We start from the raw sequence: 11724 nt of genomic DNA on the forward strand, positions 1-11724 counted from the left end.
GCCTATGACATACGGGAAGGTGTTACCAGTCAAGTGGAAATAGCCTGTAACGTGACCCGGCAGGCCCCGCTGATCGCCGAGCTGGTCAACCTGGCCACGGCGCACTGGCGGGGCGGAGCCTCGGTGCGGCCCCTGGCGGGCGAGGAGCTGACGGCGGCGTTCGCCGCCCGGCTCGGCGACCGTGCGGGTGCGGCCCTGCGCGCGGTCCCGGACGCGGGGCGGCGCCTGGCCGAGCTGGCCACCGAGCTGCGGCAGGCGCTGCTGGCGGAGCGGCCGGCGGACCAGGCCGCTCGCATCAACGCCATGATCCGCAGGTACGGGGCGCAGCCCTACCTGGCCGAGGACGTCGGCCAGCCGTTCCACCTTCACTTCCACGGGTCGGGCGGCACCGAGGTGGAGGCCCTGGGCGGCGAGTTCGCCACGGCGCTGGCGCTCATCGTGGACGGCTACGGCCCGGACCGCTTCGGACAGTGCGCGGCGCACCAGTGCGAGGCGGTCTACATCGACCTGACCCGCAACGCCTCGCGCCTCTACTGCGGCACGGCGTGCACGGCTCGGGCCAAGACGGCCGCCTACCGCAGCCGCCGCCAGACCTGATCAAGCCTCGGCGACGCAGAGCTGGGAGCGGAGGGTCTCGCCGACCCACCGCTCCCAGCGCTCGCGCGGCCAGCCCCGCTCCTTCACGAACAGGAGGTAGAGCTCCGGGCTGAGCAGGCCGTACAGCAGGTCGGCGGCCTCCTCGACCGACACCTCGGCCCGCGCGCCGGGCTTGCCGGCGAGCGCCTTGGCGGCGCCGTGGTGGACGACGTATCGGGGGTCGACGTCGTGCGGCCACAACGCGGCCACCTCGGGGTCGCTCGCGATCGCCGCCTCCAGGACCTTGGTGATCGGCGCGACGCGTTCCATGACCGAGGTCGTGCCGCTGACGTAGGCGCGCAGCAGGTCCTGGGCGGTCGCCGAGGCCAGCGCCCCTGTGTACCACGGCCGGTCCATGGTGGCCAGCGGCTCGTCGTCGCCAGCGATCGTGACGTCGACCAACTCCTTGAGCAGGGCGCGTTTGTTGCCGAAGACGAAGTAGATCGTCTGCACCGCGACGCCGGCCTTGTCGGCGATGTCCTGAAGATTCGTTGCGCCGTACCCGTCCTGGATGAACAGCTCCAGCGCCGCCGCGAGGATGCGCCGGCGCGTCTCCTTGGCCTTCTCCGCTCGTTTGTTCGTCCGCTTGACATCGCTCATGGCTAGAGTTTATCTCTAGATAGATTCACTAAATGCCAACTCTAGAGAGTGGGTCCAGTAATGACGGTCATCAGCATCACCCAGTTCCAGGCGGATCCCGCTGAGGCCGAGCAGGTTCAGGCCCGGCACGCCGCTCTGGTCGCCGCGGTCAGAGCCACCCAGTCCGGCCTCACCGAGGCCCGCCTCGGCCGGCTGAACGACGAGACGTGGGTCGGCGTCTGGCGCTGGGACTCGGCCGCCAGCCTGCAGGCGGCCCGCGAGGCCGCGCCCGGCACCCCCGCCGCCACCGCGGCCTTCGCCCTGGCCCGCGACGTCACGGCGCAGGACATCGAGGTCCTGGCCGAGCTCTGACGCCCCAGCCCCGGCCCCGGTCAGGAGCCGGGGCTCCCCCCGAAACATGATCGACGCTTTGACCAACGTCTGCGCAGGGCCGAACCGTCGGGGTGGTCAGTCCTGCGGGTGGTGCAGGACGGCGAGTACCCGGCGGTGGTCGTTGTCCGAGAGGGACAGACCGAGCTTGGTGAAGGTCCTTCTTCATCGCACCGTACGACAGGAACAGCGCGGCGGCGACGGCGTTGCGGGAACGCCCCTCCGCCATCATGGCCGGCACCTCGCGCTCCCTCGGGGTGAGCGTGCCCAGGGTTTCGGTGCGGCGGCTGGCGCCCATGATCCGGGTGACGGCCTCGGGGATCTGGATCGCGGCGCGCAGGCCCTCGTCGGTGTGAGCAGCATGCGCTGCTCCGTTCAGATGCGCGGGGGGAGTACGACGGTGATCACCGTAGGGCCTCCGGTCGGGCTGTGAATGTCGATCATGCCGGCTAGCGCCTGGACCCGGGCGGCCGAAGCCGCCGCTGTCGCTGGTGCGCATATGCCGCCAGTGCTCGGCCGGATAGTCGTAAAAGGCCAGCAGCTCATCGACGTCGTCGGTGACCTTGGCGACGGCTTTGGGGAACTTCGCGCCGTAGGCGGCCTCGAAGGCGGCGACCGCGGCCAGCGCGCGGTCCTTGCTTTCGGCGTTCCAGATCTGCGCGAGGGCCTTCTTCGCCCCGGAATGGGCCGACTTCGGCAGTGCCCCCAGCACGTTGGCGATCTTGTGAAACCAGCACCTTTGAGCCTTGGCCTGCGGGAACATCTCGGCCAGCGCCGACCAGAAGCCCAACGCGCCGTCCCCGACCGCGAGCACCGGCCCCCGCATGCCACGCCGGGCGCAAGCAAGCAGCAGGTCGGCCCACGGTTCGGCCGACTCCTGGTAGCCGTCGGTCAGGGCGACGAGTTCCTTGCGGCCGTCGGCACGCACCCCGATCAGCACCAGCAGGCAGGGTTTGTGCTCTTCCAGCCGGATGTTGACGTGGATGCCATCAGCCCACAGACCCAGCGCGGGCATGAAGTCGCCGGTGGACAGGCCGTGCAGGTAGAGCAGCGGCAGCACTTCGGTGATGGCCGGGCTCTTGCGGCACCAGGGCGGCAAGATGGATGAGGAGAAACGCCGGTGTTCCCCCGTCGCCGCGTCGATGCGCTTGCCGTCGACCCGCGGGGCGCGGACCTCGATCGCGCCCGCGCTGGTCAACACGGTGCGAGGCTGGTAGTGGCCGTTGCGCACCACCAGGCGGCGGCCGGTCTCGTCCCGCTCGTCGGCGAAGGTGGCGATCTAGGCGTCGACCTCGGCTTTGAGCGCTTCGGCGAGCATCTCGCGGGCGCCCTCGCGTACCGGCTCGTCCATCAGCGCGGGGGACGGGGCCGACGTTGGCGCGTCGGTCATGCTTGTGGATTCACATGATCACCGGGAAGTCACACCCCTTTCCCGGTGATCCACAGATCTCAAGCATTGCTCCCGCGGCTATGATCCGCCTGGCCTCCATCGACAACCTCGCCCGACACATAACCGGCGAAACCACCCCAACCTGGCGATACACGTAACCGGCAATCAACCACAAACTTCGCTCTTCAGACGCCCTCTGACGTTATGGGAGGTGTTGGTGCGATCGGCCCCGTCGTGGCGCGTGCATGCGTGAGCGCTATACCGACGACCAGTCCGATCGAGAGCGCGGTGACGATCGTGACCATTTTCTGCAGATCTTGGAAGCCTTCGATGACATAGCCGCCGGCCAGGGTGGTCAGGCCGCGCATGCCGAGCGAGCCGACGGTGAGGGTGAAGAAGCCAGGCAGGATGAGGATCAAGCGAGGTGGGCCGGCCGGTATACGGTCCAGCAGATTGGCTGCGGCGCCGAGCACGACCGCGGCGACGAACGTGCCCCCGGTTTCCAAAATCATCTTGGTAAAAAGCGACTGCACCCCGAACGTGACGTAGACCAGCACCAGAAGAATCCAAAAAAAGCGGTACGGGATGGCGAAGGCCAGGATCGTGCCGGCGGTGAAAACGATCCCGCCCAGGAACATCGCCCACCTCGGCAGATCGGCGCTGGCGGCGGTGTCGAAGAGGGTGTGGGGGGAGGTGCCGGTGACGAGGATGCCCAGGAGCACGCCGAGGTAGAGCTGGACGAGCAGGAACGTGGCGTAGACGAGCCGGATCGCGCCGGTAGTGACCAGACCGACGGCCAGCTCCGTGGTTGACGCGCTGAGGTAATCACCCGGTATGAAGTAGAACAACGCCGGGAGCATCAGCAGGACTGGGCCGCCGTGTGCTGGATCGCCGGTGAACAGTTCGATCGTGACGACGGAGACGACGGTCGAGACAACAAGCGGGAGAATCTTCGACAGTCGTGGCACATGGATGGCGGCGACCACGAGGGCTGCGGCGACCGCGCCCAGGACCGCCGTGGTGGTGATCTCGTACCAGGTGGGCTGCACCAGTGGGGCGAAGCCCAGGGAGAACAGCAGGACACCGAGGAACTTCAGCCACCAGGGGTACGGCGCCGGGGCGGCCTCGATCCGCGCCAGCCTGCGGTCGGCCTCGCCCAGCGCGAGATTGCCCGCCTTGACGTCTGCCAGGAACAGCTTCAGCGCCGCCACCCGGTCGAGCCGGATGATCTCCGGAAAGCCGTGTGCGGAGACGGTCCGGGTGCTGCCGTCCGCCGCGGTGACTATGAGCACGGCTGCTTCGGGGACGAGGACGAGGGACACCCGGCAGCCAAAGGCTTGGGCGCTGGTGCTCACGGCTCGCTCAATGACGTAGGCGCCCTCACCAGAGGAGCGCAGCAGAAGGGAGGTCAGACGGGCTAGGAAGATGCTCAGATCGTCGAGGTTGACGGTACGTTGCCCCATGTCCGCCTCCTCATACTTCTCGATACGTGGCGGGCTTCAGGGTTGCTCTGCCCATCACCCTGTCGACCTCCACATGGGCTATCAGAACAAGGTGGTGAAGGGGCCACGAACACGCGGCGCACAAGGAGAAGACCGGCATCCGATCAGTAGAGAGCTCTGGCTGCCAGGGATGATCTTTACCTACTTGCAGTAACAAGCTTCCCTGCATGGGCAGTCTGCTCGGTGTGTCCGGGAAGGCTATGAGGGTGAAGGTCGGTGTGGTCGGTGTCGGCGCGGTGGGGTCGGCAACGGTGTTGTCCTTGATCGAGCGTGGAGGGGCGTGTCGCGAGGTCGTGCTGGTGGACCGCGACAGCGCGCGGGCGGAGGGGGTGGCAGCCGACATGCGTTATGCGACGCCGTTGTCACCCACTATGGAGGTGCATGCCGGCGGGTTCGAGGATCTGAGCGGTTCCGATCTGGTGATCCTGACTGCTGGGGTGAACGAGAAGAGTGGAGGGGCGACTGATCGCAGCGATAGCCAGGGGCGGCTGCGGTTGGTCGAGACCAACGCGAGGGTCTACGCGGACATCGTGCCAAAGGTGGTTGAGGCCGTACCCGATGCGGTCCTGATGGTCGTCACCGACCCGCCGGATCCGCTGGCCGACCTGGCGCGGGAACTGGGCGGCGGAGACAGGGTGTTCTCTACCGGGACATTGATCGACAGCTTGCGTTTCCGAGTGCACCTGGCGGACCGGTTGCGCGTCCGGCCTCGTGACGTCCAGGCCGTGGTGGTCGGCGAGCACGGTACGTCGGAGGTGCTGTTGTGGTCGTCGGCGGCCGTGGGCGGGATCCCCGTTCTGGACCTGCTCGCAGAGTCGGGCACCTCCGTCGACCAGATCCGGGCCGAGGTGGAGCAGGACATCCGGTATGCCAACATCACGATCATCGAGGGAACGGGGGCCAGCCAGTACGGCATCGGTGCGGTGTCGGCGCGACTCGCCGAGGCGGTGCTGCGGGACGAGCGTGCGGTGCTGCCCGTGGCGGCCTACCACCCCGGGTACGGGGTGACGCTGTCGTTGTCCTGTGTGCTCGGTGCCGGAGGGGTGCAACAGATGCACGAACCTTCCATGACGGCACAGGAGCGTGCCGCGCTCGACAGCAGCGCCGCCACGCTGCGCAAGGCGGTCGAGCGCGCCAGATCGGCGGCGGGATTGGCTTGAGCGGCTCGGCGGTGCATCCCGGTGTGGAAGGTCGTCCGCCGGGCGCATGCCGGCCACTGTCCTCACGTTCACCCAAGTTCCGTAGGTGGTGGGCAGACGAGAGATTGCCGCCGCACAGATACAACCCTCACGTTCGCCAGGACGTGGTCGGCCTCCGTACGTGCTTGGGGCGATCGACGAGCTAGCATTCGTTCCTGGGCAGGAGGTGTCTCATCAGGCAAAATGCCAGCTCGATGGTTCCTCTTTGAGGAGGCTGTGCCGGCTCCCGCACGTGAGCACCGTCGGGCTCTCCGTCGAACTCCGTCGCCGCCGTACTGATCCCGATGCTGCGACGAGGATCAGCGAGGGACCGCGGGCGAAAGATATGCAGAAAGAGGGACGCCCGGGCGCCCCTGCCCCGGCCATCCTTCCAGGATGAACACCGTTGCCTCGCTCATCCTCGGCGCTGCCGTCGCCGTCGCGCCGGCCACGGCCACACCGCTGTCGTGGCAGGACTGCGGAGACGGTCTGCACTGCGCGCAGCTCCAGGTGCCGGCCGACTGGACCCGCCGATCAGGACCGGAGGTCGCGATCGGCCTCGCCAAGCTGCCCGCACGGGACCAGGCTCGTAAGAAGGGCGTGCTGCTGGTCAACACCGGTGGGCCCGGCGAGCAGATCGTGCTTCTCCGGCAGGCGAAGCAGGCTTTCGCCGACCTGACCGAGTGGTTCGACGTGGTGATCTTCGACCCGCGGGGGTTCGGGGCGTCGACGGCGATCGACTGCCCGATCCACGCGCCCTTCGCCACCGAGTGGGTGTTCCCGGACAAGGCGGCCTACGACGCGTACGCCGCGAAGAACCGCGCCTTCGGCGAAGCCTGCGCCGAAGAGGCCGGCGTCCTGGCGGGCAACCTCAACTCCTGGCAGATCGCGCACGACATGGAGGCGATCAGGAAGGCCCTCGGCCAGGCCCGGCTCACCTACTTCGGCAACTCGCACGGCACCGTGCTCGGGCAGGCCTACGCCGAGCTGTTCCCCCGCAAGGTCGGCCGCATGTACCTCGACAGCGTCCTCGACCACACCACCCCCGACCTTCGTGCCTGGCTCCAGCCGCGCACCAAGGCCCTGGAGGGCAACTTCGCACGCTTCGCCGCCTGGTGCCGGAGCACCGTGACCTGCGCCCTGCACGGCAAGGATCCGGTGGCGGTCTGGGACGAGGTGATGGCCAGGGCCCGCCGCGAGCCCGTTCCGGCCCCCGAAGCCGGTCCCCAGGCCGGGGTCAGCGACACCCAGATCGCCTCTCGCGCCACCTTCTCCTTCGAGGACACCTGGGAGCGGCTGGCCGCCGGGCTCGCCCGCGCGCAGGCGGGTGACGCCTCGTTCTTCGCCAAGGTGGAGGGGGCCGTGGACCCCGACCTGTCACGCGTCGTCCTCTGCGCGGACCTGCCCTACCCCGGCTACGGCAAGGTCAAGGAGCTGGAGACCGCCCTGCGCCGTGACACGCCCCACATCGGATGGCGCGCGGTGTGGCCGATGGCCAATCATTGCGGGGGCCTGCCGGCGACCCGGACTTATCCACCCCACCCTCTCGCGGCGCCGGGCCTGCCTCCCGTCCTCATCGCGGGCGGCGAGCACGACGACAACACCCCGCCCGCCGACGGCCGCCGGCTGGCCGGCCGGCTGCCCGGCGCCCGCTACCTGGCGGCCGACGGAGGTCACGCCCTCTACCTGTCCGGCAACCCGTGCGTACGCGAGCACGTACACCACTATCTGGTCGACGGCCGGCTGCCACCGGCCGGGACGATCTGCGAGTCCCCCTCGCAGTGAATCAGGGAAGCTTGGACTGACCGGAACGGGAGGAAAGATGGCGGCATGGGGGCGGCGCAGGAAATGGGTGCTCCTGCTGGGCGGATCGGCCGCGCTGGTCGTGGCGGCGGTGGCCGGGGTCGTGACGGCCTTCCCGTCCGTGGCGGCCACCACCTGCCCCGGCTGTTACGGGCTGGAGCGGCTTCAGCCCGGGGTGTACGCAGAACCGGGCCTGTCGCAGGCCCAGCGACGGCACGTGACCGACGTCGTCGAGCAGGCGCGGCAGCGCGTCGGAGCCTTCTACGGCGGACGCGAGAGCTCGCCCGGCGTCCTGGTGTGCCTGACGGACGCCTGCTACCGGCGCATCGGCGGCGGCGGGGAGCGGGGCATCGCGGTGCTGAACCGCGCGGTGATGCTGTCGCCGCGCGGGGCCGACCCGGTGATCGCGTCCCACGAGCTGTCCCATGTGGAGCTGCACGTACGGCTCGGGGGCAGGGCGGAGCAGGTGCCGCAGTGGTTCGACGAAGGCTTGGCGGTGCTCGTCTCCGGCGATCCGCGTCATCTCGCGCCGGAGACGGCCGGGGACCGGTGCCTGGTCGACTCGCGCCACGCGCTCCCCGAGACCTTGACGGGCTGGCTCGAGATGGCCGGCACCGACCCGCAGGCGTACGCCAAGGCCGCCTGCCAGGTGAGCCGCTGGGTCCAGGCGAACGGCGGACGTGACGCGGTACGGAAACTGATCGAACGGCTCGCGGCCGGGGACGACTTCGCACAGATCGTGACAGCGGCACCATCGGGAGACCACGCTGCAGACGTTTCGTGACCGGGCACGCGCCGGAGGTTCGCGGCTGACCCGCAGGCTGCCGAAGGGAACCCGGCTGGACGGCCTGGTGGTCGTCGTCGCCTCCATGGTCCTCATCGCGGTCACCCTGCTGGAGAAGCGGTTCCCGGCTCCTGCGCTGCCGGTGGTGGCCGCACTGAGCGTGGCCGGGTGCCTGCCGGTGCTGATCTGGCGCAGGCTGCCCCTCACCGCCGCCGTCCTGTCGGCCGGGGTGGCCCTGTTCGGCCTGGTCGTGCCCGGCTGGCCGGGGCGGCTGGTCGCGACCTGCCTGTTCTGCGCGGCCGCCGCCCATCGGTCACGGCGGCCGTGGCTGGTCCTGGTCGCCTCGGTGGCGTGGGTGGTCTTTTACGGGACGCTGCTGCCTCAGTCGATCGGGGCCGCCACGCTGACCGACCTGATCGTCCTGGGCGTCGCCCCTGTGGCGGTCGGCCGCATGCTGAGGCTGCACGCCGCGCGGGCCGCACAGGCGGCACGGCTCGACCACGCCGAGGCCATGCGCGCGCTGGCCGAGGAACGCGCCGGGCTCGCCCGGGATGTGCACGACAGCGTCGGCCACCATCTCACCGCGATCCGCATCCAGGCCACGGCCACCCGCCGGGCCCTGCGCGGCCGGACCCCGGCCGCCGACAAGGCGCTGGGCACCATCGCCGACCTGTCGTCCGCCGCGCTGGAGGAGGTGCGCGCCCTCCTCGACACGTTGCGCGAGACCTCCGCCGAACCCGGCCAGGAAGACCTCGACGAGTTGGCCGCCCGGCTCTCCACTCCGCACCTGCGGATCTCGGTCCACCGGACGGGTCCCGGCACCCCGCTGCCGCCCGGCGTGAGCCGTACGGTCTACCGCATCGTGCAGGAGGCGCTCACCAACGCCGCCCGCCACTCGGGAGCCACCGAGGTGGACGTGCGGATCCGGCACAGCCGGGCCGCGGTGGCCGTCTCGATCGCCGACAACGGCCACGCCCGTGCCGGAGCGGAGGGACGCGGCATCAGAGGCATGCGCGATCGTGCGCTGCGGCACGGCGGCACCCTCACCGCGGGCCCGGGTCCGCGGCGCGGCTGGCTGGTCGAGGCCACCGTCCCGATCGACTCACCGTCACCGAAGGGAGTGGCGTGACCATTCGGGTGGTGATCGCCGACGACCAGCCGGCCGTACGCGAGGCCCTGCACCTGACGCTGGACGGCGAGCCCGACATCGAGGTGGTCGGTGAGGCGGCCGACGGGGCCGAGGCCGTGCACCAGGCGCTGTGGAGGCGTCCCGACGTGGTCGTGATGGACCTGCGCATGCCCTACGTCGACGGGATCGCCGCGATCCGGCAGCTCGCCGCGGTGGAGGCGCCGCCGAGGGTGCTGGCGCTGACGACGTTCGACACCGACGAGTACCTGTTCGGGGCGCTGCAGTCGGGGGCCTCGGGGTTCCTGCTCAAGGACAGCGACCCCGAGTTGCTCCTGGAGGCCGTACGGGCGCTGCACGGCGGGCACGGACTGGTGGACCCGAAGGTCACCACGCGGCTGATCCACCGCTTCGCGCGGCTGTCGCCCGCGTCCGCCGCCGAGGCGCGGCAGCGGCTGACCGCCCGTGAGCTGGAGGTGCTCCGCCAGCTGGCGCGAGGGCTCAGCAACGCGGAGATCGCCCGTGCCCTGACCATCGAGGAGGGCACGGTCAAGACCCACGTCGCCAGCATCCTGCGCAAACTCGGGCTGCCCTCGCGGGTGCGCGCGGTCATCTATGCCTACGAGCACGGCCTGGGTCCGCGCGACTGACGAGGGCTCAGAGGAGCCTACCTGAGCCGGGAATCGCGTTCACGGGGTGCTCTCCTGCGGCGTACGGCGATCGCCGCCCCGAGCGCGACAGCGGCATATCCGCACGTCACAGCCAAACCCGCCCATGGCGGGAGCGGATAGTAGCCTTCGAGCAGTGACGGGCCGACGTCCACGTGCGCGAACGTGGGGACGCTCTGCGTGATCGCGAACCCGGCGGCCGGCGTGACCATCAGCAGCCACGGCGCCAGGCCCGCGGTCGCCAGCCCGTAGGGCACGACGACCAGCGCGATCGACAGCCCGATGGCGACGACAGCCCGCTTTGCCAGCGCGGCCAGGCCCAGAGCCAGCACGGCGGCGGCCGCGGTCAGCGCCGCGTAGCCGACGATCACCCGGAGCCCGGTGGCCAGGGTGATCGGCTGGATCGGGTTCTGATGGGCGCGCAACAGTGCCAGGCCGGCGGGGACCACGACCCCCGAGGTCACCAGCCCCGTCACGAACGCGAGCGCGCCGAACACCGCGGCCTGGGCCGCCGGCCGCCGCGCCGGGTGCGGCCCTTCCGGCAGGCCGCCTGGGCTCCGCCCGCGCCGGTGTCCCGTCGTGCAGAACGTCACCGCCGCCGCGAGCACCGGGATCAGCCCCACGGCCCCGCCGATCAGCATGAGGTCGGCGCGCATGCCGCCCTCCACCGTGGCGGGCCCGATGTCACCGCCGCCGGTCACGATGAGCTTGTCGCCGGACTCGACGACCCCGCCCGGGTGATGCGGGGTCCTGCCGTCGGACTCCAGGCCGACGCCGACGTCGTCGTGCCGCCACGAACCGTTCGCGCCCTGCAGCGTGATCTGGTCGAAGGTGGCGGTGGCCTGGGCGAAGGCTTTCGCCATGCTCCACAGGACGCCCGGTGAGGTGGCGAACAGCCCGATCTCGACCGTCTCCGGCAGCCCGGCCAGCTCGACCGTGCCGATCTCGGTCCACGTCCTGCCGTCGTCCGACTCGTAGCCGCTGACGGTGTCGCCCGACCTGGTCAGCCGCAGCCACTGCGGGCCGTTGTGAGGACCGCCGGGAATGTCGTGGACGTAGTTGTGCTGCATCCGCACGCCGTGCTCTCCGGTGAGCATGACGGCGGCGTACGGTGTGCCCTGCTTGAGGCTCTGCCTGACGAGGAGCCCGGCCTTGGCCCATGGCACCACTCCTTCCGCGACGTTGCGCACCCCGGGCACCGCGTCCGGCAGCCGCATCTGCCCGGTCAGGTCCGACACGCGGGCGGTGATGGCGCCGTTCCCCTTGAGCGGCTGGTGCACGAAGTAGTACTTGTCCTTCACCGCCGTGCCGTCGGGTCCCAGCAACGGCGCGGGGCAGGGACCTTCGCCTTTGCCGGTCACGCAGGTGCTGCGGACGCCCCCGGCGATCAGCAGTCCGAGCGACACGGTGACCAGCACGGACGCCGCCATGGCGAGCGCCCAGCCGCGCGAGGAGCGGAACCTGGCCCACTCGGCTCGCAGCGCCTGCGGGAAGCCGTCCTGTCCGGCCCGTCGGCCGGCCGTAGATGGAGTCATGCCGACGGTTGTACGCGGCGTCCGGTTCCGGCCGGGTCGCGGCCGCTGCGACCTGGCTGGAACCTGAGGTCTGGCATCGTTGACGCATGGCTCCTCCACCCACTGGACGGTCCGTCCGCACGAGGATCGGCGG

The 11724-nt window shown here is 70.3% G+C and carries 10 protein-coding genes and 1 pseudogene; 7 read left to right on the plus strand and 4 right to left on the minus strand.

Features of this window, described 5'->3' with window-relative positions; genetic code table 11:
• The first annotated feature begins 51 nt into the window (after positions 1–51).
• Complete coding sequence (locus tag BMW85_RS38880; protein WP_218156126.1) at positions 52–597, plus strand: CGNR zinc finger domain-containing protein; 546 nt, start codon at positions 52–54, stop codon at positions 595–597.
• On the opposite strand, the gene BMW85_RS38885 is transcribed toward BMW85_RS38880, so the two are convergent.
• The gene (locus BMW85_RS38885) at positions 598–1236 is read right to left on the minus strand and encodes a TetR/AcrR family transcriptional regulator (protein ID WP_091091895.1); all 639 of its coding nucleotides are present in this window, start codon (positions 1234–1236) and stop codon (positions 598–600) included.
• 60 nt (positions 1237–1296) lie between these two features.
• Between BMW85_RS38885 and BMW85_RS38890 the strand changes: the two genes are divergently transcribed.
• The gene (locus tag BMW85_RS38890) at positions 1297–1587 is read left to right on the plus strand and encodes an antibiotic biosynthesis monooxygenase (RefSeq protein WP_091091897.1); all 291 of its coding nucleotides are present in this window, start codon (positions 1297–1299) and stop codon (positions 1585–1587) included.
• Positions 1588–2089: 502 nt separating this feature from the next.
• Here BMW85_RS38890 and BMW85_RS38895 read toward each other — a convergent pair.
• Both BMW85_RS38895 and BMW85_RS38900 read right to left on the minus strand, forming a co-directional pair.
• A pseudogene (locus BMW85_RS38895) lies at positions 2090–2995 on the minus strand (IS256 family transposase); the annotation flags it as partial.
• Between the two features lie 185 nt (positions 2996–3180).
• Positions 3181–4458 carry a threonine/serine exporter family protein gene (locus BMW85_RS38900; RefSeq protein WP_091091899.1) on the minus strand — a complete coding sequence of 426 codons (1278 nt, stop codon included), beginning with the start codon at positions 4456–4458 and terminating at the stop codon, positions 3181–3183.
• A gap of 206 nt (positions 4459–4664) precedes the next feature.
• Between BMW85_RS38900 and BMW85_RS38905 the strand changes: the two genes are divergently transcribed.
• The 5 genes from BMW85_RS38905 to BMW85_RS38925 all read left to right on the plus strand — a co-directional run bounded on the left by BMW85_RS38905 (position 4665) and on the right by BMW85_RS38925 (position 10038).
• Positions 4665–5657: a lactate/malate family dehydrogenase gene (locus tag BMW85_RS38905; RefSeq protein ID WP_218156127.1), complete on the plus strand. Its 993-nt coding sequence runs from the start codon at positions 4665–4667 to the stop codon at positions 5655–5657.
• Between the two features lie 414 nt (positions 5658–6071).
• Entirely contained in the window at positions 6072–7460 is a 1389-nt protein-coding gene (locus BMW85_RS38910; protein ID WP_091091900.1) for an alpha/beta hydrolase, read from the plus strand.
• Between the two features lie 37 nt (positions 7461–7497).
• Positions 7498–8262, plus strand: a complete 765-nt coding sequence (locus BMW85_RS38915) for a hypothetical protein (RefSeq protein WP_143082557.1) — start codon at positions 7498–7500, stop codon at positions 8260–8262.
• A 67-nt stretch (positions 8263–8329) separates the two neighbouring features.
• Positions 8330–9391, plus strand: a complete 1062-nt coding sequence (locus BMW85_RS38920) for a sensor histidine kinase (protein ID WP_091091903.1) — start codon at positions 8330–8332, stop codon at positions 9389–9391.
• Entirely contained in the window at positions 9388–10038 is a 651-nt protein-coding gene (locus BMW85_RS38925) for a response regulator (RefSeq protein ID WP_091091905.1), read from the plus strand. The genes BMW85_RS38920 and BMW85_RS38925 overlap by 4 nt, the downstream gene beginning before the upstream one ends.
• 17 nt (positions 10039–10055) lie before the next feature.
• On the opposite strand, the gene BMW85_RS38930 is transcribed toward BMW85_RS38925, so the two are convergent.
• Positions 10056–11591 carry a DUF1349 domain-containing protein gene (locus tag BMW85_RS38930; RefSeq protein ID WP_091091907.1) on the minus strand — a complete coding sequence of 512 codons (1536 nt, stop codon included), beginning with the start codon at positions 11589–11591 and terminating at the stop codon, positions 10056–10058.
• Positions 11592–11724: the final 133 nt, after the last annotated feature.

Source organism: Nonomuraea wenchangensis (genome assembly GCF_900111685.1).
Taxonomy (GTDB): Bacteria; Actinomycetota; Actinomycetes; order Streptosporangiales; family Streptosporangiaceae; genus Nonomuraea; species Nonomuraea wenchangensis.

Bases quoted from the DNA above. Each gene is read 5' to 3' on its own strand.
- BMW85_RS38885 (WP_091091895.1), bottom strand. From the start codon at position 1,236: ATGAGCGATGTCAAGCGGACGAACAAACGAGCGGAGAAGGCCAAGGAG.
- BMW85_RS38890 (WP_091091897.1), top strand. From the start codon at position 1,297: ATGACGGTCATCAGCATCACCCAGTTCCAGGCGGATCCCGCTGAGGCC.
- BMW85_RS38900 (WP_091091899.1), bottom strand. From the start codon at position 4,458: ATGGGGCAACGTACCGTCAACCTCGACGATCTGAGCATCTTCCTAGCC.
- BMW85_RS38905 (WP_218156127.1), top strand. From the start codon at position 4,665: ATGGGCAGTCTGCTCGGTGTGTCCGGGAAGGCTATGAGGGTGAAGGTC.
- BMW85_RS38910 (WP_091091900.1), top strand. From the start codon at position 6,072: ATGAACACCGTTGCCTCGCTCATCCTCGGCGCTGCCGTCGCCGTCGCG.
- BMW85_RS38915 (WP_143082557.1), top strand. From the start codon at position 7,498: ATGGCGGCATGGGGGCGGCGCAGGAAATGGGTGCTCCTGCTGGGCGGA.
- BMW85_RS38930 (WP_091091907.1), bottom strand. From the start codon at position 11,591: ATGACTCCATCTACGGCCGGCCGACGGGCCGGACAGGACGGCTTCCCG.